Raw genomic sequence first — 26,456 nt, forward strand, 5'->3', positions numbered from 1 at the left:
TGGAGTACAGGTGTTCCTTGTCAAAATATACCCTATCGAAAAAGAGGTGATAGGCATGAGCAATGACTATATCCTGCAAATGGAGAATATTACAAAAGAATTCCCCGGAGTGAAAGCGCTTGATCAAGTACAGCTACATGTACGGAAAGGAACCGTTCATGCTTTAATGGGAGAAAATGGAGCTGGAAAATCAACCCTAATGAAAATTCTAATCGGGATTTATACACCTGATCAAGGAGTTGTTCGCTTCGATGGTGAGGAGCTGAAGCTGGCAAATATTAAAAATGCTCTTGATAAAGGAATCTCAATGATTCATCAGGAGTTAAGCCCTATCCCTTATATGACGGTGGCAGAAAATATCTTTTTAGGCAGAGAGCCAAGTTATGGCTTTACAGGTTGGGTAAAAAGCAAAGAGTTAGAAGAGAAAACCAAGAAACTTTTTGAAAGGCTTGAAATTAAAATTGATCCAAGAGAGAAAATGTGCAATCTAAGCATTGCCAATACTCAGATGGTAGAAATAGCAAAGGCAATTTCGTACCAATCTAAGCTCATCATTATGGATGAACCCACCTCTGCGATCACAGAAAAAGAAGTGAATCATCTGTTTAAAATCATTCGTGGTCTAAAAAAAGAAGGGGTATCCATTATTTATATTACTCATAAAATGGATGAGCTTGCTCAAATTACAGATGAACTAACCGTTCTACGAGATGGAAAGTATGTAGGCACAAGAGTAAGCGAACAGACGACCAAAGAACAATTAATCGAAATGATGGTAGGAAGAGAATTAACGCAAGTGTTTAATAAAAAAACGGCAGAGATTAAAGAAATCGCACTAACGGTAAACAGTGTAACCAAGAAAGGCTGGTTCGAAGATGTCAGCTTTCATGTACGCAAAGGTGAAATTGTTGGATTTGCGGGTTTGATGGGTTCTGGACGAACAGAAGTAATGGAGAGTATATTTGGAGTTCACTCCTATGAATCTGGAGAAATATATATTCATGGTCAAAAGAAGGTCATTCGTTCACCGCAGGATGCTATCCAAAGCGGGATGGGACTATTGACAGAGGATCGAAAATTAACGGGCTTATTCTTGCCTCTTTCCGTTCAGGACAACATGATACCGGTTAACATAGATCAATATCTGAATAAAGGCTTCCTAAATAGAAAGAAGATTCAAGCAGAATGCGAAAAGCAAAGTGAAAGATTAGCGATCAAAACACCTAGCCTGCAACAAGCCGTCCGTTTGCTAAGCGGAGGAAACCAGCAAAAAGCTTTAATTGCGCGATGGTTACTACGTGACCCGGATATATTGATCTTAGATGAACCTACCAGAGGAATTGATGTGGGAGCGAAATCTGAAATCTATAATTTAATCTTTGATTTAGCTCAAAAAGGCAAAGCATTATAGTCATTTCTTCAGAACTTCCAGAGATTTTAGGATTGAGTGATCGAGTGATCGTGATGCATCAAGGAAGAAAGATGGGAGAGTTAAATAGATCAGAAGCAACACAAGAAAGAATATTACAATTGGCGACAGGCGATGTAGCCGTCCATTAGATGAATGAAAGCTGGGGGGAGTTTACTGATGAATAGCGAAGTAACGGTTGTTAATGAACAAGAGAAAACGGAGAGTTCTAAGCGCGACTATTGGAAAGAAAAAGCAGGACAGATTTTAAGCAAGTATGGAATGTTATTTATTCTCATCGCATTAGTAGCCTAATGGCCGCTTTATCACCTACTTTCTTCACCTCAGGTAATCTACTAAACATCGTAAGACAAATGTCTATTGTAGGAATTGTGGCGATTGGAGTCACGATGATAATTATAACAACGGGCATCGACCTATCCTCTGGTTCTGTTATTGCTCTAACTTCCGTCATTGTAGCCAGTGTGGCTCAGGTAGATAGTTATCCTGTCTTATTTGCCGTTGCGATTGGACTTGGAATTGGACTCTTGTGTGGATTGATTAATGGAAGCATTATTGCCAAAGGAAAAATTGCTCCTTTTATTGTGACACTGGGGATGATGACGGCAGCACGTGGAGCAGCTCTGCTTTATAGCGGAGGAAAACCAATTGGGGGGTTATCCGAATCCTTTAAATTTATTGGTCAAGGCTCCTTATTTGGTATTCCTGTTCCTATTATTATCTTTGCAGCAGTTGCTGTCATTTCTTATATTCTTTTAAATAAAACGAAATTTGGTAAGTACGTCTATGCCATAGGGGGAAATGAGCAGGCGGCGATCATTGCAGGGGTCAATGTAACCAAATATAAAATCTTAATCTATGGATATGCGGGTTTACTTTCCGGTTTAGCAGGAATCATCCTCACTTCTCGCATTGCCTCAGGTCAGCCAACAGCAGGGGTTATGTATGAGCTTGATGCGATTGCAGCAGCGGTTATTGGAGGAACGAGCCTTGCTGGTGGAATCGGGACGATAGGTGGAACAGTGATCGGGGCTCTAATAATCGGAGTCATGAATAATGGTTTAGATTTATTAAATGTTTCCTCTTATTGGCAGCAAATATTGAAGGGGGCGATCATTACTGTAGCTGTATTGATCGATTCTAGGAAAAATAAAAAATCGTAAAAATAAAAAATGATAAAAAGAAAGATGATAGGAGAGTTTCTATGAAAGTGGCATATAATCAAGCAACGACGATGAAATACTCTACGTTAGCGAAAGACCTGGAATATTGTGAAAAACATGGCTATGAGCTTATTGAAATCAGAATAGATAAACTGAAAGAATATTTAGAGGAGCATACTGTGGAGGATCTGAAGAGCTACTTTGAACGGAGCAGAATAAAGCCTTATGCTTTTAATGCTCTTGAATTTATCAGCTTTCGAGCTGAATCTGATTTCAAGCAAATTGTCGAGGACCTTGAGTGGCTATGTAGAATTGGAGAAGAAATCAATTGTAAGAAGATCATTGCCGTTCCTACGTTTGATGTAGGGGAGTATACCCAAGCACAGATTAAGGCAGAAACAGCACGAGCTTTACACGAATTAGCAGAGCTTGCAGAGCCATACGGAGTAAAGCTTGCTCTGGAGTTTGTAGGATATCCTAATTGTTCAGTAAACACTTTGGGTCAAGCCTACGATATTGTTCAAGAAGTAAATAGACCGAGTGTGGGACTGGTCCTAGATTGCTTCCATTTTCATGCGATGAATTCATCTCTAGAAGATTTAAAGAGAATGGACGCCAAGCACATTTTTGTTTTTCATATTGATGATTGTGAAGACCTCCCTGTGGGAGCTCTGCGAGATCATCAGCGAGTATGGCCGGGAGAAGGAGCGATTGATTTAGATAGAATTCTAGCGACCTTAAAAGAGATTGGCTATGGAGAAATGGTTTCCATTGAGCTATTTAGACTGAATACTGGGAATGGGAGATTGAAAAAACGATTAGGATAGGAAAGGAAACAACGGAAAGAGTCATTTCAAAGTACTTTGAGGTTGAATAATTTTTTTTAAGAAGACGTTAAGCGCTTAACGTTATGAAAAAGGTGGGGAGAAAGAATGCAAACCTACAGCTTAACAACGGCACAAGCTTTAGTAAGATTTCTAAATCAGCAATATATTGAATTTGAGGGAAAAGAAGAAAAGTTTGTTCAAGGGATTTTCACCATTTTCGGTCATGGAAATGTGTTGGGATTAGGGCAAGCCTTAGAAGAAGACCCTGGTGATCTTCAAGTCTATCAGGGAAGAAATGAACAGGGAATGGCACAAGCAGCTGTTGCCTTTGCCAAACAGAAGCATCGCAGACAAATCATTGCTTGTACCTCCTCTGTGGGACCAGGCGCAGCTAATATGGTGACAGCCGCAGCGACAGCGACAGCGAATCATATCCCTTTGTTGCTCCTTCCTGGAGATACGTTTTCCTCGAGACAGCCAGATCCGGTTCTTCAGCAAGTGGAACATTTTCATGATTTAACCATGACGACGAATGATGCGTTTCGAGCGGTCAGTAAATACTGGGATCGTGTTTACCGCCCAGAGCAAATCATGAGTGCCCTGATCAATGCCATGAGAGTGTTAACAGATCCCGCAGATACTGGCGCAGTTACCCTTTGTCTTCCTCAGGATGTTCAAGGAGAGAAATATGATTTTCCAGCCTCCTTTTTTAAGAAAAGAGTTCATCGAATAGAGCGTCGGTTGCCGACAAAAGAAGCATTACAGGAAGCGGTAGAATTGATTCAGAGGAAAAAGAAGCCCCTGATCATCTGTGGAGGCGGAGTTCGATATTCGGAAGCAGCTCAGGTACTAGAACACTTTTCTGAGCAATTTGTAATCCCTTTTGGTGAAACGCAAGCAGGAAAAAGCGCCGTTCTTAGTTCTCATCCGCTGAATTTAGGCGGAATTGGAGTGACTGGTAATCTAGCGGCAAACAAACTAGCCAAGGAAGCAGATTTAATTATTGGGATAGGGACGAGATATTCTGATTTTACAACGGCTTCTAAGCAGCTTTTCCAGCATCCTGATGTGGAGTTTTTAACAATAAATGTGTCAGAGTTTCATGCAGGAAAACTAGATGCCGTCAAAGTGGTGGCAGATGCCAAAGCATCTCTGGAGCAATTAACGGTCGAACTCCAGAAAATCAAGTATCGCTCCGCTTATCGTCAAGAAATTGAACAGGCGAAGATGGAATGGAGTCAGGAGCTTAATCGCCTGCATCAGACGAGATATACCTCTGAGGGATTTGTTCCTGAAGTAGCAGGGCATTTGGACGAAGTGATGGCTGAATTCGTCGAAACCTATCAATCCTCCCTGACTCAGACGGAAGTACTGGGTCACCTGAATCACCTCGTTGCCGATGATGCGATTATCGTTGGAGCAGCGGGGAGTTTACCAGGAGATTTACAGCGAGTCTGGCAATCCAGAAAACCGAATACCTATCATATGGAATATGGCTATTCGTGCATGGGCTATGAAATTGCAGGGGCTTTAGGGGTGAAGATCGCTGAACCTGAAAAAGAGGTCTATGCCATGGTGGGGGATGGAAGCTATCTCATGATGCACTCTGAGTTAGTAACAAGTCTACAAGAAGGAAAGAAAATCAACGTCATTCTCTTTGACAATGCTGCTTTTGGCTGTATCAATAACTTGCAAATGGGAAATGGCATGGGAAGCTTTGGGACAGAATTTCGTTATCGGAATCCAGTCAGTGGAAACTTAGATGGTGCTTTAATGAAGATTGATTTTGCGGCAAATGCAGCAGGCTACGGAGTAAAAACATATGCTGTACGTACCATTCAAGAGCTTTATAAAGCAGTAGAAGATGCTAAGCAACAAACGGTTTCTACTTTGCTAGATATTAAGATTCTGCCCAAAACAATGACCAATGGCTATGAAGCATGGTGGCATGTAGGAGTAGCAGCGGTGTCATCTAACCCTAAAGTACAAGAAGCCTATCAAAATAAAGAACATCATTTAAAAACGGCAAGAAAATATTAATGAAACCTTCGAGGTGAAAAGAGATGACAATGAACCTGAATCAAAAGAATCATTTTAGAATTGGTATTGCTCCGATCAGTTGGGTCAATGATGACATTCCTGGCTTAGGAGATCATCATACGCAGGATCAAGTATTATCCGAGATGGCAGAACTAGGTTATATAGCGACTGAAATGGGACGGCTGTTTATGCAGGACCCGCCAGCTTTAAAAAATAAGCTGGGAGAGTATGGGGTCCAGCTTGCCAGTAAATTTGTCAGTACTCTGTTCTCGGATGCTTCTCGTCATGAAGAAGAGCTGTCATCCTTTCTTACATGGATACAGTACTTAAAAGAAATGGGCTGCGAGTATGTGATCGCTTGTGAAATGGGAGGATCTATGCATTGGGACCCGCGAAAGCCTGCAGAGGAGATGAGTATTCAAGCGTTAACAGATGCTGAATGGGAGGCTTTAGTGGAAGGTCTTCATCGCGCAGCAAGATTATGTCAGGAGCATGGGATGGAGCTAGTCTATCATTATCATGCGGGAACAGTAATAGAACAAAGGGCTGAAATTGATCGCTTAATGGAAATGACGGATTCATCGTTGGTCCACCTGCTTTATGATACAGGGCATGCTTTATATGGGAATTATGATCCCTTAGAGCTGTTAAATAAGTATATAGATCGGATCAAATATGTTCATCTTAAAGATGTTCGAGCTGGGGTCTTAGATACGGTGAGGAAAGAAAAGATCGATTTCAGGTCAGCCGTTGTCAGAGGCATGTTTACCGTTCCAGGAGATGGCTGCATTGATTTTGTTCCAATCTTCGAAAAGCTCATTGCTAGTGACTACAATGGCTGGATTATTGTGGAGGCAGAGCAAGACCCCGCAGTAGCCAATCCCTATCAGTACTCAAAGATGGCTAAGGAGTATATTGATTCGACGGTTTCTTCTATTAAAAAACGAAAGAGTGAAACTACGAGTCAATTGATTGTTCCTAGTCAGGAAGCGAATGAAGAAGGGGCAGTCCTTCGTATTACTCCTGAGTCAGCAGGCTGGAAATATGTTGGGTTTGAAGTGTATTCTCTGAAAAAAGGGCAGAGCTTAAGGCAAGAGCTGGGAGATATAGAGGCATGTCTTGTTTTGTTAACAGGAAGGGCTGACATTACGACTAAGGCTGAGAAGTGGCTGGATATTGGTCAGAGAATGAATGTTTTTGAGAAAATTCCTCCCTATTCCGTTTATGTTTCGGCGCATGATGAATATACGGTTGAAGCAACTACGGACCTTGAACTGGCGGTGTGTACAGCTCCAGGAAAGGGAACCTATCCTTCCAGATTAATTTCTCCAGATGAGGTAGGAGTAGAAATCAGAGGAGCTGGCAATATTGAGCGTCAGATTCATAATATTCTTCCAGAACAAAAGAAAGCAGACAGCCTGCTTGTTGTAGAGGTGTTTACACCTGAGGGGAACTGGTCCAGCTATCCTCCTCACAAGCATGATCAACAGAACTTACCTCATGAATCTTATCTAGAAGAAACCTATTTTCATAAGGTGAATCCAGCCCATGGCTTTGCGATTCAAAGAGTCTATACGGATGATCGTTCGCTGGATGAAACACTGATCATTAAGGATGGGGATGCAGCTTTGGTTCCCAAAGGATATCATCCTGTTTCAGCTCCCCCAGCTATGAGGTCTACTATTTGAATGTGATGGCAGGACCTGTACGCACATGGAAGTTTCATAATGATCCAGACCATGAATGGGTGATGGAAAACAAACTGGCACTCAAAAAGGATTAGTGGAAGGATGGATGGAAGGATGAAAAATAATCTAGCAATTGATCATAGCAAGCCAATGGATTTTGTAGCAATGGGCCGGCTATGTATTGATCTAAATGCGAATGAAATCAATCGTCCGATGGAAGAAACGCTGACCTTTACTAAATATGTTGGAGGATCTCCTGCAAATATAGCTATTGGTCTGGCTAGATTGGGCAAAAAAACAGGGTTTATTGGGCGTATTGCCAATGATCAAATGGGGCGTTTTATAGAGAATTATTTGAAGCAAAATGGAATGGATACGGAGCATGTGATGACAGATCGGTCAGGAAGTGTCACGGGTCTTGCCTTTACAGAGATTAAGAGTCCAACAGATTGCAGTATCCTAATGTATCGGGACAATGTTGCAGATCTTAAGCTTGAACCGAGAGACGTAGATGAAGACTATATCAAACAGAGCAAGGTTTTATTGATTTCAGGTACAGCATTAGCTCAAAGCCCTTCAAGAGAAGCTATTTTTATGGCTCTGGATTACGCAAGAAAGCATGGGGTCACGGTCTTTTTTGATATAGATTATCGCCCCTATACATGGAAGAATCCTGAAGAAACCGCGATCTACTATAATCTTGCCGCTGAGAAATGCGATGTGATTATAGGGACACGAGAAGAGTTTAATATGATGGAACAATTTGATCATAACAACAATCATAATGATGAAATAACAGCAAGAAAATGGTTTGATTACCAAGCTAAAATAGTTGTGATTAAACATGGAAAAGACGGATCTATTGCCTATACCAAAGAAGGTGAGAGCTACAAAGGAGTCACATTCCCAGCTAATGTGATCAAAACATTTGGCGCAGGAGATTCTTATGCAGCGGGATTTATCTATGGGCTGATGCAGGGCTGGGACATTCCTCAATCGATGGAATACGGGGCAGCGGCAGCTTCCATTGTCATTTCTAGTCATAGCTGTTCAGATGCGATGCCGACAACAGAGCAAATTGATTCATATATACAGAAATGCAAAGCCGGAAAATTGTAAGGGAAAGAGGGGATTGATGATGTCGACTCAAACAAATCTAGTCACATTAAGAAACTATATTGGTGGCAAGTGGGTAGAATCTACTTCTGGAAAGGTTGAAGCCGTTCCCAACCCTGCAACAGGAGAAATCCTGGCGCAGGTACCACTTTCTAATAAGGAAGATCTGGAACAGGCTGTAGCTGTAGCGAACGAAGCCTTCAAATCATGGAGCAAGGTGGCAGTGCCACGTAGAGCGCGAATTCTCTTTAAATATCAGCAATTACTGATCGAACATTGGGAAGAGCTAGCAAGGCTTGTTACTCAGGAAAATGGAAAAAGCTATACCGAGGCATATGGAGAGGTACAACGAGGAATTGAGTGTGTTGAGTTTGCGGCAGGAGCTCCTAGCCTGATGATGGGACGCCACCTCCCAGATATCGCCACAAATGTAGAGTCTGCGATGTATCGTTATCCCATTGGAGTGGTAGGAGGAATTGCCCCATTTAATTTTCCTATGATGGTGCCATGCTGGATGTTTCCCTTGGCGATTGCTTGCGGAAATACCTTTGTTCTCAAGCCATCAGAGCGTACACCCTTGTTAGCCAATCGTTTGGCAGAATTATTTACAGAAGCTGGTTTACCGGAAGGGGTCTTTAATATTGTGCATGGGGCACATGATGTGGTGAATGGATTACTTGAACATTCTACTGTCAAGGCGATCTCCTTTGTTGGTTCACAACCTGTAGCGGAATATGTGTATAAGACAGGGACAGCGCATGGCAAAAGAGTACAGGCATTGGCTGGGGCAAAAAATCACTCCATTATTATGCCAGATGCTGATTTGGACTTAGCTGTAAAAGAAGTGACCAGTGCGGCTTTTGGTTCCGCAGGAGAAAGGTGTATGGCAGCGGCAGTGGCTGTGGTGGTGGGAGATGTAGCAGAACCATTTTTAGAGAAGCTAGTCGATGTTGCCAATGCCATGAAGATAGGGAATGGCATGGATGAAGGTGTCTTTTTAGGTCCTGTCATTCGTGATTCTCACAAGGAAAGAACATTAAAGTACATTGAGCTCGGAGAACAAGAGGGAGCGAAGCTGCTTCGGGATGGTCGTAAGGATGAAGCAACGGAAGGACAAGGCTATTTTATTGGTCCCACTGTATTCGACCATGTGACCACTGAGATGACGATCTGGAAGGATGAGATTTTTGCACCTGTCCTTTCCGTTGTCCGTGTCAATACGCTAGATGAGGCGATCGAGTTAACCAATGAGTCTCCCTTTGCCAACGGAGCGTGCATCTATACTCAGAATGGGAGCCATGTCCGAAAGTTTCGAGAGGAGATCCATGCTGGAATGCTTGGAGTCAATCTTGGAGTGCCAGCTCCCATGGCTTTCTTCCCATTCTCGGGATGGAAGAATTCATTTTATGGAGACTTACATGCGAATGGACCCGATGGAGTAGAGTTCTACACCAGAAAGAAAATGGTTACGGCGAGATGGTAAGGATATCAAAATAGAAGAGAGAAGCTTGGAGCTATCCCATAAGGATAGCTCCAAGCTATATCGAGAGGAGGAGGAGATGTCATGAATGTAGTTTCAATGAAAGAAATGCTGCAAAAAGCAATGGAAGGTCACTATGCGGTTGGTCACTTTAACTTAAACAATTTAGAGTTTACCCAAGCGATTTTAGAAGCGGCGGAAGAGGAGCGCTCTCCTGTTATATTGGCGGTAAGTCCAGGCTACATCAAGCATTTAGGAGGGTTTGGGCTCGCAGCAGCTATGGTCAAAGCTCTGCTTCTTGAATATAGAATCTCCGTACCTGTAGCTTTGCATTTAGATCACGGTGCCTCGTTTGGGCAGTGTATTCAAGCGATTTCGGCTGGCTTCACCTCAGTGATGATTGATGCTTCTCATGATCTATTAGAGCAAAATATAGCTCAAACCAAGCGTGTTGTCGAGGTGGCGCATGCCTTAGGAGTGTCTGTTGAAGCCGAGCTAGGGCGTATTGGTGGTCAGGAGGATGACTTGGTTGTTGATGAAGCAGATGCTCTATATGCGATTCCAGAAGAATGTGAACGTTTGGTTCAAGAAACGGGAGTCGATTGTTTAGCCCCTGCGTTGGGTTCTGTGCATGGGCCTTATAGAGGAGAGCCTCGCCTTGGTTTTGCCCAAATGGAGCAGATTCATAGAATAACCGGAATTCCGTTGGTATTACACGGTGGAACAGGTATTCCGCTAACAGATATTCAGAAAGCCATTTCGCTTGGAACAGCTAAAATTAATGTCAATACAGAAAATCAACTTGCCTGTACCAAAGCGATTCGTGAAGTACTTAGCACGGATGACCAGCTATATGATCCAAGAAAATATCTAGGAGCAGCCAGAGTAGCCATAAAAGAAACGGTTAAGCAGAAAATGCGTGAATTTGGATCTTCAGGAAAAGGAGAAAACTAGTTTAAGCCTGAAGGGAGCAAAAAAAGATGAAGCCTACTATTTATGATGTGGCGAAAGAGGCTGGGGTCTCTATAGCAACTGTATCTAAGGTTCTTAATAGAGTCGGCAGAATTAGTGATGAAACGATCAAAAGAGTAGAACGGGTGATGAAAGAGCTACAGTATCAACCCAGTGTAGTTGCTTCTGCTTTAACAGGGAAACAAACGTACACAATCGGAATGCTCTTGCCTGATCTGGCAAATCCTTATTTTGCAGAGGTGGCTAGACATGTGGAGGACCGAGCTAATCAACTGGGCTATAGTGTGATTATTTGCAGTACAGACAACAATGTAGAAAAGGAGTCTAACTATATTTCTCTGCTCAATCAGAAAAGTGTGGATGGCTTGATTATTGCCACTGGAATTCAACATGAACAAACCTCCCAACACATTATGAAACAACAAATACCTGTGGCTTTATTTGCTCGAGATTTCCCCTCTCTTGTAGTAGATGCTGTATTGCTAGATGATTTTTTAGGAGGCTATCAAGCAACAAAGCATTTAATAGACTTGGGACATGAAAGGATCGCTATGATCGCAGAGAACGAAGAGTATTTAAGTGCTCAAGAGCGAATTAGAGGATATTGTCAAGCGATGGAAGATGCAGGTTTAAGTGAATACACAAGAAGAAAAACAGTATACAGCTTTACTATTGAAGGAGCTAAACAAAATGTCATCCAATTACTAGACTCGCTTGATCCGCCAACGGCTATTTTTACGACCAACGATATCTTAGCGATTGGAGCCATTCAAGCAGCCTATGAGTGTCGGATTTCAATCCCTGATGAGCTGTCTATCGTTGGATTTGATGACACGATCTTATCAAGAATTGTCACGCCTCCCTTAACAAGCGTTCGTCAGCCTATTCAAGAAATGGGGATACAAGTGATGGATCTTTTAGTTCAAGAAATTGAACAAAAAAAGAGAGGGAGAAGAAAGATTGTCCTCTTGCCTGAACTGATTATTAGAAAGTCAACAGGTAAACCAACAAGAAGATCAAGAGCAATAAAGGAAGGATAGATGAAGTGAGTATTAAATACAATGCTGGGGATTGAAGCAGGATTTTACTTTGTAGGGCTACTTGCTTGTATAGCAGCATTATATAGTATGTTTCTTAGAAAACACGAAGTCCTGAGAACGAGAGGTGGTTAGAAGATGCTAAAGAAGGTAAAAGGGCTCAAACTTCAGAGAGGAAAAATAAAAAGGCTTTCAATTAGCAAGAAATTATGGGTTAGCTTTCTTGGGATAGGTTTTCTCTTTTTTTTAACCGTAGGAATCTTTTATTATCAGTTAAGCCAAATTAATCAATCAAACACGGAGCTACTAAACCATCGAATTGCCGTTTTGGACAGTGCTGATCATATTAAATTATTGGCAGTGCAACAGATTAATAGCTTAAATACGTTTCTTATATCAGGGAATCAAAATCATGTACAAGAGCTAGAAGCTTCAAACCATCAATTAACAGAAATCATTCACCAAATTCGAGAGCTGCCCCTCAGTGATCAGGAGCAAGTATATGTAAGAAAGATAGAATTATTAAATAAGGGCTTTCTTGATTCTGCCAAGAGTACAATTCCTTATCAAGACAGCGAAGCGAAAGTGAAACTAATCTCTTCTGTTGCGGATATGTCTAGCAAAATGTCTAGGGAAATTGTGGTTGAATCTCAATTATTGGGGGATTACAGTCAAGCATTGATGGAGGAAGAAATAGCAAAGAACAAGAAGCTTTTTGTAAACATCATGCTGATTATTATCGTTCTGTCTGTGCTGTTTTTACTTCTTCTTTTCATCATTGGTTGGGCTGTTTCAAAAATGATTGTTACACCTGTTGTAATGGTTTCTGCTGCTGTTCAAGAAATAGCGGCAGGAAATCTAACCCTTGAAAATATTAAAGTGAAGAATCATGATGAGATTGGAGATTTGGCAGATTCCTTTAACCTGATGACAACCAATTTGCGTTGTTTAATTCAAGAAGTAGGATTTCATGCTGAGCAGGTGGCTGCTGCATCAGAAGAGTTAACGGCAAGTGCAGAGGAAACGAGTAAGACAACGGAGCAAATTGTAGGTACAATTCAAGGTGTTTCTACAGGTGTAGATCATCAGGTTCAGAATATAGATTTAGCTTCGCAAACGGTCATTGAGATGTCTCGTGCGGTGCATCAAATCGCTGATAATGCAAAAGAGGTTTCTCATACTGCAATCCAAGCTTCGCATAAGTCATCAGAAGGGAGAGGAGCGATCGATACGTTAGTTCAACAAATGACTTTAATAAATAAATCCGTGATTGGGCTTGATGAAGTCATTAAGGCTTAGGAGAGCATTCGAAAGAAATTAATCAGATCATTGATGCCATTTCAGGAATTTCTGCTCAGACCAATCTCCTTGCCTTAAATGCAGCGATCGAAGCAGCTAGAGCGGGGGAAGCAGGAAAAGGATTTGCTGTCGTAGCCGATGAAGTTCGCAAGCTAGCCGAACAAACGGCTCAATCTGCTCAAAAAATCTCTATCTTAATTGGAACCGTTCAAGAGGAAACAGGGAAGGCTGTTCAATCTATGGAGGTCGCGAATCAAGAAGTAGTGTCTGGAATCGGCTTGGTTAACGTAGCTGGAGAATCCTTCGAACATATTCATCAAACGGTAAGTGAGGTAACCACTCAAATCCAAGGTGTTACATTGGCTGTACAACAAGTGGCTGCGGGTACTGAGAAAATGGTACAAACAATGGAAGCCGTGAATCAAATATCAGGATCCACGGCAGGAGGTATGGTTGAGGTTTCAGCTGCCACAGAGGAGCAACGAGCAGCGATGGATGAAGTATCATCTTCTGCTTATTCGTTAGCCCAAATGGCAGAAAAGCTACAGCTATTGATTGGAAAATTCAGAGTATAATGACCTAGGATTAAAAATTGATTTTTCTGGTTGCCCATTGATTTATAAGTGGTAAATCATGTGTAATCATAATGACACCATGACCTTGTTGAGCATAATCGGCACAATAGGACATCAATTGGTTGGCTGCTTTGTAATCAAGTCCAGCTGTTGGTTCATCAAGCACGATGAGATCAGGCTGGAGGATGAGTACAGAGGTAAGATTTAATAGTTGCTTTTCGGCTACACTTAATTGCAGAGGGTGGCGATGACGCTGGGCGTATAGCCCTGTCTTTCTAAGCCACTCTTCTCCTTGACGAATGATGTGCTCTATTGTGTGAAGCTGTTTTTGCTTAGAAGCATGAACACCTTTTAGATGAATATCTTTTAGATGATGAAGAGGGATTCCATGTTGGACGAACAATCCAAAGATACATTCTTCTAAGACCGTATCAGCGACAAATTGATGCTCAGGGTTTTGAAAGACATACCCAACTGTTTGTGAAAGCCCTTCTATAGAATATTCATTGATCTCTCGCCCGTGCAGACGGATGCTGCCCTTCGGGGAGGGAAGAAAACCAGCAAGAAGCTTTCCAAACGTTGTTTTTCCAGAGCCATTCGGACCTAACAGGGCTAAGAAATCATACTCGTATAACTGAAGCTGTAGGTTTTCTAGGACTACATGTCCTTCATCCCGTTGCTTGGTGCGATATTCAAAGCATAGGTTCTGTACTTCTAGAAGGGGAGAAGAGGAAGATGATGCAGAAGGGAGACTCCTTTTTCCTTGCTCCTTTCTCTCTCTTTCTACCATAAAGCTGTGATGATCAGGTGGAAAACAGCCTAGATCTTTTAACATATCGATAACTGGGGGACGAAGGAGGTTTCCTTGCTCCACTAGGATCTGTTTTCCTTGATCAAGGACGATGAGCTGATCGAAAGGCACTTCATCATCGAATCTGGCAGAAGCCGTGATGATAGTATGACCTTGTTTATACAGCGCATGGAGAGTGGCTAAAAAGTGTTTCCTAGCATTGGAATCTAGATTCACCATGGCATCATCGAAGATAAAAATCTTTGGTTGCATAGTGAACACAGAAGCAATGGCGACTCGTTGCTTTTGCCCTCCAGACAACTGATTGATTCTGCGATTCTTATACTCTAGCAAATCAATACTTATCAGAGCTTGATCGATACGTTTTTCAATTTCCTCTGTAGGGACCAACAGATTTTCAGGACCAAAGGCGAGTTCATCTGCAACATATTCTAGGAGGAAGCTCATATCTGGATCTTGAAAGATGATCCCTACTTGTCCTGCGAGGTGCTGTGTAGCCTTCTCCAATAAATTTTCCCCTTGAAAATGTGCTGTTCCCTCTATGATTCCTCCCCATGTTTGAAGCACACCGCTGAGCAATCGGCATAGAGTGGTTTTTCCCGCACCGCCAGGACCGACAATCCAGATCCATTCTCCTTTCCTAATGGAAAAGCTCATTTCTTGAAGAGCCGATCTTCCCTCATTTTGATAGTGATAGGTTACTTTATCTAGCTGGAAAAGTAGCGTTTCACTCATTGTACTTAGCGACTCTCTGGCTTTCCAGCAGCAAAGAGCTTAAGCAACCCTGTTGCAGCCAGTCGATCTCCAATCCATTTACTAAATACCCCGCATAATATCATCCCGCTGAGACAGCGTACAAGTAAAGCTGCGAATAAAATAGATAAATCCCATTTAAGATAGCCAAACATATAGGCTGCGAAGACAAACCATAGAGGTACTGCACATAGACTAGCTATCATCATAGTCGAATATCCCCATTTTTTATAGCGAAACAGGGCAAAGACACCTTCAATGGCAACTGCATAGCAGAGAGCCGCCGTTAGAGCCGCAGGTACACCATAGGCGTTTCCCATGAGAATCTGGACAGTGGCACCGAGTAAATAAGTAATCAGTGCACTTCCCGGCTTACGAATGATGTAAATGGCTAGCATCCCATATAACATATAAATTCCGACAATGGTAGAGGTGGCTATAGGTCCTCCTAATGTGGTTAAGAGTTTATTAACATAAGCCAAATAAGTGGTTAGCACACCATTAGCTACAGCTAAAAGAGCCATTAAGACAATATCCATAGTAGTAAAAGTATTGCGTTTCATTGTTGTTACCTCACTTTCATTTAAGTAGCGTATCTTGTTTCTAAGAGGGGACCCAAAATAAGAAAAATAGGGTCAAAAAAACACTAGATAGAGATAAGGCGAGTCCAGCAGGAGAAATCGTGATCCAGCGTCGATATGTACGTTCAGGATGTAGTCCAAACCCTTTTCCTTCCATCATGATCGCGGTTGTTTCTGCCCGACGTACTGCACTGACAAAGACTGAAAAAATAAATCTTTTAGCCCATGCTAGCTTTGCTTTTATTCCCTGTGATTGCCCTAAGCCACGTCTTCTTTGGGCGTTTCTGATCTGTTCCGCTTCGCTTTCTAAGAGAGGAAGGAAACGAAGAGCAAGAGAAATGGCAAAGGCAAAACGATAAGGAATGTGTAGTTTTTGAGCTAGAACAAGGACAACATCCTGCGGGTCAGTGGTTTTGATATAAAGCAGAGAAGCGAGAAAAAGAATCAGGAGCCTACATGTAATCGCCAGTGCAAAATCAAGTGCTTCTGCTGTTAGGAACCATGCTCCAATCGTCCATAGCACCGTTTCTCCAGGAAGAAAAATCAGCTGTAAAACAAAATAAGGGAGTCCAAACCAAAAAGGGATGCGGAGCCCCTTCCAAATGGAGCGTAGATTCATGTTGGCAAGCCCTATGCCTGCCCCCACGATACATAGAAAAAGAATCGATTGGATGAGAGCACTCTCGTACCAGAGGGATAGGATCGAAACACAGAGTAGCCAGATGAATTTAGATAAGGGATCAAGACGGTGAAAGCATGAGTTTCCTGGCTGATATTGAAAAATCATAAACGCTACATCCTTACATTCAAAATAGGGTCGATATCAGTTTCAGATAAAATGAAGGAACTGTCAACCTAAAAATTATTTCCGTTGACAATAGAGTACTAGATTGAGTATAAAAGAAGGAAAAATGCGAAAAATGTCGAATAATATAATATTTAGATCTTAAGCTATTAAAAAATTTGAGGAAGAGATGATGAACCTGAATCCAAATCCCTCCATATTGCTGCTTGTTGCCCTTATTACTGGACTCTTTATTATGGCATTCTATCATTTTTGTTTATTTCTCTTTCGTCGAACAGATCATTCGAATCTTTTTTTTAGTATCTTATGTCTACTCATAGGACTTATCAGCTTATTTACTCATGAAAATAAAGGAACAGTAACAGCTTCAGGGATCTATATAGAAACATGGTTTACTAGCCAGCTCGGATTTCTTATTCATTATAGCTATATTAATCTTCTCATTTTTTTGTGTTTATACTGTTACTTGCTTTTTATGTATTCGCTATTCCCAGAAGATGTATCCCGTCAAGGATTAAAGCTCCTTGGCATTCTATTATTAGGTGTTTTTGTCTTCCTATGCTTCTATCGCTTAGATCCATTTACCTCGTATTATCATTGGATAGTTGATGATGGACTAATTAGTCTCCTTACCCTTATTATTTCCGCCTATATTATTGTGATCTATGTGAAAGTGATTATGCGTAAACGAGACATTGCTCTTTTTGCGATGAGCGGCTTTGCTTTTTTACTCATTGTTACGATTCATGATATTGTCCTTACTTTTGGTTTGAGCCCTTTCAGAAGTATGTTAGTTTATGGGATGTTTGCTTGTACCATGATTCAGTCTTTAGCCATTTCGTATAGGTTTTCTCGAGCCTTTCAGAAGGTTGAAGATTTGTCCGTTCGTCTGTTATCTTTAGACAAGCTAAAGGATGAGTTTTTAGCCAATACCTCTCATGAATTAAGAACGCCTTTGCATGGTATTATTGGCATGTCTGAATCGTTAATGGATGGAGCCGCAGGAAAGCTGCCGGACAAAGCTGTAAACCAGCTTCAAATGGTCGTAAATAGTGGAAAGAGACTGGAGAATTTAATCGATGATATTCTCGATTTCTCTAAACTAAAGAATCAAGATATTGTCCTTAGAGAGCAAATGGTGGATATTAAGCAGCTGACATCTGTGATTATGACCATCTCGAAAACGTTACTTGCTGAAAAACAACTGACGTTAGTGAATCAGATTCCTGACCATCTAGCCTTAGTTAAGGGAGATGAAAATAGGATTCAACAAATCATGTATAATTTAATAGGAAATTCAATCAAGTATACAGAAAAGGGAACCATTCGCGTCACAGCTTTAGAGCAGGGAGAGTACGTTCAACTGAATGTGTCGGATACTGGGATTGGGATTCCCAAGGAAAAATTTCACTCTATTTTTCGTTCTTTTGAACAAGTAGATGCCTCCACTTCTAGAGAGTATGGAGGGGCTGGTTTAGGTCTGAGTATTACGAAGCAGTTGATCGAATTGCAAGGTGGTGAGATTTGGTTAGAATCTGAGGAAGGGAAGGGATCCACCTTTTCTTTTACATTACCACTTGCTGTCCTAACAGATGAAGAAGCAAATCCAGTTCAATATACAGCGCTAGAAACAGCGAATAGATCTATTTCAAGAGGAGAGGAGATACCTTCTGCGAAGGGAGAAGGGTATCGTATCCTTGTGGTCGACGATGAAGAGGTTAATCGTCAAATTTTGATCAATCATTTGACCAATGAACATTACACTGTTGTCACAGCAGAGAACGGAATACAAGCACTCAGCATCATTGAAGAACAGCCTGATTTTGATCTAGTCTTGATGGATGTTATGATGCCGAAGATGCAGGGCTATGAATTATGCAGGAGATTAAGAAAAGCGTATACCTTATATGAACTTCCTATATTATTGTTAACCGCCAAACAATTCCCTCAAGATATTGGAACCGGTTTTCAATCGGGAGCCAATGATTACGTAAGCAAGCCCTTTGACAAGGTAGAACTTCTTGCCCGGACCAGAACATTAATTTCTCTCAAGCATGCTGTACAATCAGCCATTCAACATGCGCAGCATCTTGAGTCAGAGATTCAACAACGAAAGATAGCAGAAAAAATTCAAAAGGTTGGAAGTACTCTTAGTGCTACCTTAGATATTCCAAAGATTATTGAGCTGCTTGTGAGCGGACTAACAGATTCTATTGCCTTTGATCATGCCTATGTTTTTTTGCAGCAGAAATCAAAATTACCTCTTTCCTCCTTCTACAAGGAACTTCCACTAGGGGATGGGAAGGTTGCCCAGAAGATGATAGAGATTATTCAAATTCATGAGAATAAACCAATAAATCAGAGGGTGTTGGCTGAGTATGGGCTGTTAGATTCGTATGCTTTCCTCCATAGGGTGAGAGGCATTCTTGTAGTTCCCTTCGTTTTCCAGGAACGATTGATTGGGTTTATCCTTCTGTCGAATCAAAGGGCTAGCTATACAGATAAAGAAATAAACATTGTTCATGCTTTTGCTACTCAGACAGGGATTGCTCTACAAAATGCCTATTTGTTTGAGGAAATCAAGAATTTAGCAACCAAAGATGGCTTAACTGGTTTGTTGAATCGACGTTATTTCTACGAAGAAGCTAACAAAATATTTGATCAATATAAAGAAACGAAGAAACAGGTTTTTGCTATGATGTTAGATATCGATAAATTTAAAGCGGTTAATGATACGTATGGACATCTTATAGGGGATCAAGTTCTTTGCGCTGTTGCCGAGGTCATGACAGAAGTCATGTCAGGTACTGGTTTGATTGCTAGATACGGAGGAGAGGAGTTTGTCATTCTGATTGATTCACTTTCTGAACAAGAGCTGAGAAATCGTGCGGAGGAGCTTCGCTTGAGCATAGAGCAGCTTACGATTACTTCAGAGCTTGGGCAAGATGTTCGTTGTACGATCAGTATTGGTATTTCTTCTAACCAAGGCATTGCCAGCCTGCACCAGCTCCTAGATAGAGCAGATCAAATGCTGTATGAAGCAAAAAGCAGGGGGAGAAATCGAGTCGTGTATGATCGTGAATCCTCATAACAAAAGCTCCTCTCACATCAGAACTTCTTGTGAGGGGAGCTTTTGTATTAGGGAGCTATATCGTGATACGAACGCGAACTAAACAGACATCATCATTTACAGCTGCTATTTCTCGCCGTCTTGCTAACAAGTGGGCGAAGAAGGGGGTATTATCTAGGTGCTGAATTTCTAAAATCGCTTCTTCCAAATCAGCGATACCTGCTTTAATCGATTGCTTAGGTACTTCAACTAGTCCATCTGTATATAAAAAAAGCTGGACTGAATCAGTGAAATGGAGAATCTCCTTTTGGACTTCAATACCGTGCCGAGCTCCGACAGGGATTGTTGTTCTAGACAAGTGGGATACTTGTGAGTCTGGATGAAAGACGAGGGCAGGAGGATGCCCTGCATTCACATACTCAATGGTTTTCTCATTCGTATCAATAATCAAGTATAGGGCAGTTAAATAGGCCCTTCCTTTCGTAGTTTGATACAGACGAAAAATATGATTATTCATTTCAGCAATGACCTCTCTAGGGTCCAAGCCTTTTTTGATCATGCCATCTAAGAGTGAACGTAGCGACATACTAATTAAAGCGGAAGAGATCCCATGTCCGGCAACATCCATGATAAAAATTCCATATTTGTTGGCGTCAATCTGACCGCAATAATACATATCGCCAGATAAACCTGCTGAGGGTTCATAGAAAGCATCAATATCAATTTGCTCATTTTTGATAGGAGGGGTTAATACACTTGTTTGAATCGATTTAGCCAAATCAATTTCGTGTAATAATCTTTGTTCTCTTTCTTTTTGTTGATTGATCAAATATTTCAAATTTAATGTAAGATAGATTCGCGCTAGGAGTTCCTCCTTTTTAAAAGGGCGTGTGACATAATCAAGCGCACCAGCATTAAAGGCATACTCTATATCATCATCCTTAGCCGTGATCATAATAACAGGAACATCCATATATTTTTCATTTTTTTTGAGTCGTTCACATGCCTCAATTCCGCTCATTTCAGGCATAATATTATCCATTAGAATGAGGTCAATAGGAATTGTACGTTCCTTACTATGGCTGGATTCAAGTAACTGAAAAACCTCGATGGCTGAAGATAATACTGTAAGATTTTCATACCCTTCAGCTTTCAAGATTTTCTCCATAACCACTCGGTTAAAAACGGAATCGTCTACGATCAGAATATTCATTTTTTTGATATGTCGGCAATTGTGTTTGAATCTGATGTCTCTCATAGAACGGCACCAAGCTTTCAAATTGACATAATTGTATGTAAATTTTACACAATCTAATCTCAAATAACAAGAGGATTATTTATTATCCTAATATTGGAATAAACATATGAGAATTGAACTAGTTTAAGTAATAGAATAGTATAAATTTTTTGTCTTTTGTTATATAATAATCTTAACTAGCCATAATTAGTCATGGGAATTTGAATGTTAAAAGATCATAGATATGAAAACGTCACCGAAAGATGAGGGAGAGCCATGGAATTTTGCATAGAATGCCCGAATAATCCAAGTTGTGAAAAATGTCTATGTTTAATTGAGGGAGGGTTACTTCGAAAAAAAGTATATCCTCCAAAAAATGTTACCTTATTTGATAAAGCAAATGGTACCCGTTATTTAGGTAGACTTATTGCCATTAGTCGGTTAGGAATGATCGTGGAAACATCAGCCCCCATTCAGCCTTATTCGATCGAATTGGACGAAAACACTACGATTATGATTTCCCCTATACACAAGAAAAATGTAAGCGGTTTAATCGGTTTTGATATCATCAAGGTTCAACGTGGAACGGAAAATACCGATAAATTATCTAAGGAAGAATATGAGTTATTATTCTCTAGTCAGCACGAATTAATCAATAAATTAACCGATCATCTCGATGATAAAGTGAAAGACTCAGTAAAAGAGATGCTGCAGACACAGTTTATAAAATCAGAGTTATTAGACAGACTGATCGTGGGATCTGCCTTTAAATACGAAAAAGGTCGGATTCGATTATTGAGTGGAGAAAAAGATCCGCTTATTCAAGAAGAGGATTTACGCCATTTAATGAGTGAAGCCTTCAAAAAAAATGCCCCCTCTCGAGAAGTAGTAGTCAGTCCAGATGAACAAAAATACTTAGATATACACGCCATTCCATTGTCCTTTAATACAGGCGGCTTCTTAACCCTAGATATTTCAGACATTGTGGCAAAAGAAAAGGCGCTAAGGCAGGAACAATGGGAGAGCTACAGGGATGTCATCTTTTCTCTTACCCAGAGCAAAATAGAATTAGTACAAAATGAAGAAGTTGCTCACATCCTTCAGTATTATAAGAAGGATTCAGAAATGACTATTGAAGGTGCTGATAGGCTTGGGGAAATAAGAAAATGGATGAAAGAAAAAGTGGAATTGTGCGGGATCACCTCCAGTTTTAAAATCGTTTTAGCAGTGACTGAAGCGGCTACCAATGCCATTAAACATGCCAAGGATAGCAAGGTGGAATATTGGACCAATGGAAATGAAGTGTTAGTCCTAATCAGAGATCAGGGGCAGGGGATTCAGACCAAAATCCTTCCCAAGGCAACCCTTATTAAAGGATTTTCGACCAAAAGCTCATTAGGTCAAGGATTTCACATCATGACACAATATAGTGACAAGCTCTATATCAAAAGTGACCGAGCAGGAACTATTGTAGGGATGGTCTTCAATCAGCAAAACCGTGCCATGTGATAGGGAGGTGAGATAATGGAACATATATCTACAGGGAAAACCATTGAACAGGCTGTAGAGAATGGATTTAAGGCAACAAAGTGGGACAAGAGTGAGGTGACAATTGAGGTAATTGATACAGGAAAATCTGGCTTTTTCAACAAAAGCCCAGCGATTGTTAAACTTAAAAAAGGGACTGTTGCAGAGCATAAGGAGCAAGAAGAAAAAACAGAGCAGGAAGAAGTAAAAGAGAAAATAGACCTAGAATCTGCGCTCCTAGAGGTCATTAGTGACTTATCACCTGAAGATCTACTTGATCCCAATCTGCTAAGAGAAAAAGAGCAAGAACCTATGGAGCTATCTGATGTTCAAACCGCTTTATATAAGCATATTGAAAATTTTATTGAAGTTCAGGTTTCGGACAATCTGTTGGAGGCAAGGATCTATTTTCAAGACGATCAAGTGAATGAATTTCTGGATAAGAAGGAGCGTACATTACCCTTCACAGCTAGGCAGGTTGTTTCGTTTTTACATTCACACAAAATATTTTATGGAATCAAAGAAAAAGAGATTGAAAAATGGTTGAATAAAGAAATCGATATTCGAAAGCAGCATGTGGTGGCAAGAGGGACTGAACCAGAAAATGGGAAACCTACTCAAATCCAAAAGTTGTATGAGGATGAGCAAAAGCAAAAGGAAGCAGTAGCAGGGGAAGGCGAGGAAAGAATTAATTGGTTTGGCTTAAGGGAGATTGCCAGTGTTAACAGTGGGCAAAAAATATTACGTATTCACCCTCCCACCCCAGGCAAGGTAGGAAGAGATGTACATGGTAATCCAATTAAAGCAAAAGATGGTGTCAAGGTTGAAGTGAAATTAGGTAGAGGAGTTGAACTAAGCCCAGATGGCAGGTATGTGATTGCGACTATAGATGGCATTCCACACTATCGAGACTTTTCTATTTTAATTAATCCTCTCTATGTTGTGCGGGGAGATTTAACCATTGCCCAAGGAAGTATTAACTTTAATGGAGATGTTTTAATCACTGGGAGCGTAGCAGAGAATTTAACGGTCGAAGCAACGGGAAATATTGAAATTCAAGGATCTGTTACCTATGGTCATGTACGGGCAGGAAGAAATGTCACAATCGGAAAGAATATCATCACAAGTACCGTAGTGGCAGGAGGAAATACTTCTTTTTACCAAATGGTCAATGAAAATGTGAAGAGCATCATAAGCAAGTTGACATTGATTATTCGAGCCTATGAGCAACTGAAAAAATCGGCGGCATTTGGCACGGAGGACTTGGCGAATCGAGGTATTGGCAAGCTGATTAAGCTCCTGAATGAAACAAGACTGAAGGGATTTGAGAACGAAATTAAACACTTCCACTTCGAGTATCTTCAGGGAACCGACAAGACGGAATCACTTGACTCATGGGTCAGGCTGTTAGTTCAAAAATTAACAGGCTTCGGTCCTTTACAAATTCAATCCATCGAGGAAGTCATGCAGCTTTTTGAAGAAGGTCAAAACATAGAAAGTGAACTCCAGGAATACTTAAATAATGCTTCTGATGTGTATGCGTATTATATTCATAATTCCAATGTACATGCCAGCGGAAATGTCTTTGTGAAAGGTCTAGGAGTCTATAATTCCTCCCTTACTTCAGGAGAAAGAATAGAGGTTTTTGGAAAGCATGGGATTGTTCGCGGAGGAACATTGAGGGCGGCCAATCATATCGTAGTCAAAGAGCTAGGTGGTCCTGCCAATGTGAAGACAGAAGCCTTTGTTCGTTTAGAGGAGGGAGAAATCAAGGTCGATAAAATCTATGCAGAGGTAGTGATAGGGATTAATAAAGCACGCTATAAAGTTTTTCAAGAAGGACGAGCGGCTACCTTCCATTATAATAAAGAAAATCAAAATATAGAGGCAATTATTCTAAAGGCAGAGGTGTAACAGGATGAATATTACAATAAAAAATGTTAAAGGAGTTCAAGTTGTACAGCTAAAGGGAGAAATCGATATGGGAAGTGTGGACCTCTTAAATGAGGCGTAGAGAAGCTCCTAGCCGAAACTATCTCACAGGGAATTATTTTTGATATGAACGAATTAATATTTGTGGATTCTACAGGAGTAGGGGCATTGCTCAACATATGTAATCAGTTAAGTGCTTTAAGCACTCCGTTTTACTTTGTCAATCTCACGTCAGATGTTTCTGAAGTATTCGATATCCTTGGATTGTCAATGGCGATCGGAGAGGAACATTTCAACTTTCATTCAACAGAAGAAGCCCTCTCGCATTTAGTGATGCTAAACAATGAAAAGAACTAAAACATAGAAGCACTTTAATCCTCTTAAGCCCTTATTTTAGGGCTTTTTTTTACTGAATAAGACCAAGCCAAGGAGAGATCATTCAACAAATATATAAGATAAAGAAAACAAGAGATATCAAGAGAAATTAGAAGAAAAGTACGGATGATTTTCGCTTTCAGGGGACTTTGGATTCAGACCAAACTATGCTATCATAGCTTCTATTGGCTTGTTCGGTTTTTTGTCACAAATGAATAAAGGGAGAGGTGCAACATTGGATTTACAGAAATGGAAACATGAATGGTTTGGCAATGTGAGAGGAGATGTTTTGGCTGGGATTGTTGTGGCACTAGCATTAATTCCAGAGGCACTAGCCTTCTCTATTATTGCTGGAGTGGACCCTATGGTAGGGTTGTACGCTTCTTTTTGTATTGCTGTCGTTATCGCTTTTATTGGAGGTAGACCGGGTATGATTTCTGCCGCCACTGGAGCTATGGCTCTCGTGATGGTGACTTTAGTCAAAGAGCATGGTTTGCAGTACTTATTGGCGGCAACTGTACTGACTGGTATTATTCAAGTGATATTTGGTTATTTAAAGGTTGCCCGTTACATGAAATTTATTCCTAGAGCTGTTATGGTAGGGTTTGTGAATGCCTTAGCCATTCTCATCTTTATGGCTCAGTTGGAACAGTTTGTAGGCGCTACATGGGTGATGTATGCATTGGTTGTGGCAACATTATTTATTATCTATGTTTTCCCAAGATTGACTAGAGCCGTACCTTCTCCACTAGTAGCGATTATTGTGATTACAGCTATCGTGATTTTTTCAGGGATTAATGTGAGTACAGTAGGCGGTATGGGGACTCTTACTCAGGCTTTACCTGTATTCCTTATTCCGTCGATTCCATTAAGTATGGAAACCCTGTTGATTATCTTACCTTACTCGTTAGCTTTAGCGGTTGTAGGTATCCTAGAATCCCTATTAACGGCAACGATTGTGGATGATATGACAGATACCGAAAGTGATAAAAACCAAGAAGTAAAAGCACAAGGTGTTGCTAATTTTATTACTGGCTTCTTTGGAGGAATGGCTGGCTGTGCCATGATTGGACAATCTGTCATTAATGTCAAGTCAGGCGGGCGAGGAAGACTCTCTTCATTTGTAGCGGGCGCTTTTCTCATGTTTTTGATCCTAGTCTTAGGTAAGCTTGTTGTTCAGATACCTATGGCTGCTTTAGTAGGGGTAATGATCATGGTATCAATAGGAACCTTTGATTGGGGTTCTTTGAAGGCTTTGCGTATTGCTCCCATCACAGACTCGATGGTTATGATTGTAACTGTCTTAACGGTAGTTCTGACACATAATCTGGCGATTGGTGTTTTTGCTGGAGTTATGTTAAGTGCGATTTTCTTTGCAGCCAAAATTTCGAAGGTGTATGTAAGCAGTGAATACGGTAAAGAGAAAACGCAACGAATATATAAGGTCAGAGGACAAATTTTCTTTGCTTCCGTTACAGATCTAATCAACCTATTTGATTACAAGGAGAATGTAGAGCACGTTCATATTGACTTTTCAGCGGCTCATATTTGGGATGATTCAGCAGTAGCTGCCATTGATAAAATCGTCTTTAAATATCGAGAAAATGGAGTTCAGGTACATCTTGTCGGTTTTAATGAAGCGAGTCAAACCCTTGTCGATCAGCTGGCGATTCATCATAGATCAGGAGCTAAAGTGTCTGGTCATTAATCTAGTTTTGAAAAACGACATTAGGTGTGCT

At 40.9% G+C, this 26,456-nt stretch carries 17 protein-coding genes and 4 pseudogenes; 17 read left to right on the top strand and 4 right to left on the bottom strand.

Features of this window, described 5'->3' with window-relative positions:
- Positions 1–55: 55 nt before the first annotated feature.
- The 12 genes and pseudogenes from JCM10596_RS25085 (at position 56) to JCM10596_RS29760 (ending at position 13,626) form a co-directional block, all read left to right on the top strand.
- Positions 56–1,560 (top strand): annotated as a pseudogene (locus JCM10596_RS25085) (sugar ABC transporter ATP-binding protein).
- Positions 1,561–1,588: 28 nt separating this feature from the next.
- Entirely contained in the window at positions 1,589–1,723 is a 135-nt protein-coding gene (locus JCM10596_RS30800; protein ID WP_267879692.1) for a hypothetical protein, read from the top strand.
- Complete coding sequence (locus JCM10596_RS25090) at positions 1,723–2,592, top strand: ABC transporter permease (RefSeq protein ID WP_148302573.1); 870 nt, start codon at positions 1,723–1,725, stop codon at positions 2,590–2,592. Before JCM10596_RS30800 ends, JCM10596_RS25090 begins: the two co-directional genes overlap by 1 nt.
- Before the next feature lie 41 nt (positions 2,593–2,633).
- Positions 2,634–3,469 (top strand): annotated as a pseudogene (locus JCM10596_RS25095) (sugar phosphate isomerase/epimerase family protein).
- Between the two features lie 55 nt (positions 3,470–3,524).
- Positions 3,525–5,459, top strand: coding sequence for a 3D-(3,5/4)-trihydroxycyclohexane-1,2-dione acylhydrolase (decyclizing) (gene iolD / locus JCM10596_RS11185; protein ID WP_025027208.1), 1,935 nt, complete (start codon positions 3,525–3,527; stop codon positions 5,457–5,459).
- A gap of 29 nt (positions 5,460–5,488) precedes the next feature.
- Positions 5,489–7,242: pseudogene (gene iolE / locus JCM10596_RS31330) on the top strand (myo-inosose-2 dehydratase).
- A gap of 19 nt (positions 7,243–7,261) precedes the next feature.
- Positions 7,262–8,266 (top strand): 5-dehydro-2-deoxygluconokinase, encoded by a 1,005-nt coding sequence (gene iolC / locus JCM10596_RS11200; RefSeq protein WP_025027209.1) that lies wholly within the window; start codon positions 7,262–7,264, stop codon positions 8,264–8,266.
- A gap of 19 nt (positions 8,267–8,285) precedes the next feature.
- A complete protein-coding gene (locus tag JCM10596_RS11205; protein WP_025027210.1) occupies positions 8,286–9,746 on the top strand; it encodes a CoA-acylating methylmalonate-semialdehyde dehydrogenase in 1,461 nt (486 codons plus the stop codon).
- Between the two features lie 81 nt (positions 9,747–9,827).
- Positions 9,828–10,697 carry a class II fructose-1,6-bisphosphate aldolase gene (gene fba / locus JCM10596_RS11210; protein WP_025027211.1) on the top strand — a complete coding sequence of 290 codons (870 nt, stop codon included), beginning with the start codon at positions 9,828–9,830 and terminating at the stop codon, positions 10,695–10,697.
- A gap of 26 nt (positions 10,698–10,723) precedes the next feature.
- The gene (locus tag JCM10596_RS11215) at positions 10,724–11,755 is read left to right on the top strand and encodes a LacI family DNA-binding transcriptional regulator (RefSeq protein ID WP_025027212.1); all 1,032 of its coding nucleotides are present in this window, start codon (positions 10,724–10,726) and stop codon (positions 11,753–11,755) included.
- A 135-nt stretch (positions 11,756–11,890) separates the two neighbouring features.
- Positions 11,891–13,051 (top strand): methyl-accepting chemotaxis protein, encoded by a 1,161-nt coding sequence (locus tag JCM10596_RS25110; RefSeq protein ID WP_148302574.1) that lies wholly within the window; start codon positions 11,891–11,893, stop codon positions 13,049–13,051.
- Between the two features lie 47 nt (positions 13,052–13,098).
- Entirely contained in the window at positions 13,099–13,626 is a 528-nt protein-coding gene (locus JCM10596_RS29760; protein WP_234410484.1) for a methyl-accepting chemotaxis protein, read from the top strand.
- A 10-nt stretch (positions 13,627–13,636) separates the two neighbouring features.
- Here JCM10596_RS29760 and JCM10596_RS11225 read toward each other — a convergent pair whose 3' ends face one another.
- The 3 genes from JCM10596_RS11225 to JCM10596_RS11235 are packed head-to-tail and all read right to left on the bottom strand — an operon-like array spanning position 13,637 to position 16,558.
- Complete coding sequence (locus tag JCM10596_RS11225; protein WP_025027213.1) at positions 13,637–15,172, bottom strand: ABC transporter ATP-binding protein; 1,536 nt, start codon at positions 15,170–15,172, stop codon at positions 13,637–13,639.
- 5 nt (positions 15,173–15,177) lie between these two features.
- Positions 15,178–15,753, bottom strand: a complete 576-nt coding sequence (locus JCM10596_RS11230; RefSeq protein WP_025027214.1) for an ECF transporter S component — start codon at positions 15,751–15,753, stop codon at positions 15,178–15,180.
- A 40-nt stretch (positions 15,754–15,793) separates the two neighbouring features.
- Entirely contained in the window at positions 15,794–16,558 is a 765-nt protein-coding gene (locus tag JCM10596_RS11235; RefSeq protein ID WP_025027215.1) for an energy-coupling factor transporter transmembrane component T family protein, read from the bottom strand.
- A 190-nt stretch (positions 16,559–16,748) separates the two neighbouring features.
- Here JCM10596_RS11235 and JCM10596_RS27810 point away from each other — a divergent pair, with 190 nt between their 5' ends.
- On the top strand, positions 16,749–19,667 hold the full coding sequence (locus JCM10596_RS27810) for a diguanylate cyclase (RefSeq protein ID WP_025027216.1): 2,919 nt from the start codon (positions 16,749–16,751) through the stop codon (positions 19,665–19,667).
- A 55-nt stretch (positions 19,668–19,722) separates the two neighbouring features.
- Here JCM10596_RS27810 and JCM10596_RS11245 read toward each other — a convergent pair whose 3' ends face one another.
- Positions 19,723–20,904, bottom strand: coding sequence for a fused response regulator/phosphatase (locus tag JCM10596_RS11245; RefSeq protein WP_081792010.1), 1,182 nt, complete (start codon positions 20,902–20,904; stop codon positions 19,723–19,725).
- Positions 20,905–21,159: 255 nt separating this feature from the next.
- On the opposite strand from JCM10596_RS11245, the gene JCM10596_RS11250 reads away from it, so the two are divergent.
- The 4 genes and pseudogenes from JCM10596_RS11250 to JCM10596_RS11270 all read left to right on the top strand — a co-directional run bounded on the left by JCM10596_RS11250 (position 21,160) and on the right by JCM10596_RS11270 (position 26,425).
- On the top strand, positions 21,160–22,392 hold the full coding sequence (locus JCM10596_RS11250) for an ATP-binding protein (RefSeq protein WP_025027218.1): 1,233 nt from the start codon (positions 21,160–21,162) through the stop codon (positions 22,390–22,392).
- Positions 22,393–22,407: 15 nt separating this feature from the next.
- Complete coding sequence (locus JCM10596_RS11255; protein WP_025027219.1) at positions 22,408–24,324, top strand: flagellar assembly protein A; 1,917 nt, start codon at positions 22,408–22,410, stop codon at positions 24,322–24,324.
- A 114-nt stretch (positions 24,325–24,438) separates the two neighbouring features.
- A pseudogene (locus tag JCM10596_RS11265) lies at positions 24,439–24,699 on the top strand (STAS domain-containing protein); the annotation flags it as partial.
- Positions 24,700–24,928: 229 nt separating this feature from the next.
- Positions 24,929–26,425, top strand: coding sequence for a SulP family inorganic anion transporter (locus JCM10596_RS11270; protein ID WP_051541276.1), 1,497 nt, complete (start codon positions 24,929–24,931; stop codon positions 26,423–26,425).
- Positions 26,426–26,456: the final 31 nt, after the last annotated feature.

It is taken from the genome of Caldalkalibacillus mannanilyticus JCM 10596 (assembly GCF_000615945.1).
Lineage (GTDB): Bacteria > Bacillota > Bacilli > Caldalkalibacillales > JCM-10596 > Bacillus_AT > Bacillus_AT mannanilyticus.

Excerpts from the sequence above, each read along its gene's own strand:
- JCM10596_RS30800 (WP_267879692.1), top strand. The coding sequence starts at position 1,589 with ATGAATAGCGAAGTAACGGTTGTTAATGAACAAGAGAAAACGGAGAGT.
- JCM10596_RS25090 (WP_148302573.1), top strand. The coding sequence starts at position 1,723 with ATGGCCGCTTTATCACCTACTTTCTTCACCTCAGGTAATCTACTAAAC.
- iolD (WP_025027208.1), top strand. The coding sequence starts at position 3,525 with ATGCAAACCTACAGCTTAACAACGGCACAAGCTTTAGTAAGATTTCTA.
- iolC (WP_025027209.1), top strand. The coding sequence starts at position 7,262 with ATGAAAAATAATCTAGCAATTGATCATAGCAAGCCAATGGATTTTGTA.
- JCM10596_RS11205 (WP_025027210.1), top strand. The coding sequence starts at position 8,286 with ATGTCGACTCAAACAAATCTAGTCACATTAAGAAACTATATTGGTGGC.
- fba (WP_025027211.1), top strand. The coding sequence starts at position 9,828 with ATGAATGTAGTTTCAATGAAAGAAATGCTGCAAAAAGCAATGGAAGGT.
- JCM10596_RS11215 (WP_025027212.1), top strand. The coding sequence starts at position 10,724 with ATGAAGCCTACTATTTATGATGTGGCGAAAGAGGCTGGGGTCTCTATA.
- JCM10596_RS25110 (WP_148302574.1), top strand. The coding sequence starts at position 11,891 with ATGCTAAAGAAGGTAAAAGGGCTCAAACTTCAGAGAGGAAAAATAAAA.
- JCM10596_RS11225 (WP_025027213.1), bottom strand. The coding sequence starts at position 15,172 with ATGAGTGAAACGCTACTTTTCCAGCTAGATAAAGTAACCTATCACTAT.
- JCM10596_RS11230 (WP_025027214.1), bottom strand. The coding sequence starts at position 15,753 with ATGAAACGCAATACTTTTACTACTATGGATATTGTCTTAATGGCTCTT.
- JCM10596_RS11235 (WP_025027215.1), bottom strand. The coding sequence starts at position 16,558 with ATGATTTTTCAATATCAGCCAGGAAACTCATGCTTTCACCGTCTTGAT.
- JCM10596_RS27810 (WP_025027216.1), top strand. The coding sequence starts at position 16,749 with ATGAACCTGAATCCAAATCCCTCCATATTGCTGCTTGTTGCCCTTATT.
- JCM10596_RS11245 (WP_081792010.1), bottom strand. The coding sequence starts at position 20,904 with ATGAGAGACATCAGATTCAAACACAATTGCCGACATATCAAAAAAATG.
- JCM10596_RS11250 (WP_025027218.1), top strand. The coding sequence starts at position 21,160 with ATGGAATTTTGCATAGAATGCCCGAATAATCCAAGTTGTGAAAAATGT.
- JCM10596_RS11255 (WP_025027219.1), top strand. The coding sequence starts at position 22,408 with ATGGAACATATATCTACAGGGAAAACCATTGAACAGGCTGTAGAGAAT.
- JCM10596_RS11270 (WP_051541276.1), top strand. The coding sequence starts at position 24,929 with ATGAATAAAGGGAGAGGTGCAACATTGGATTTACAGAAATGGAAACAT.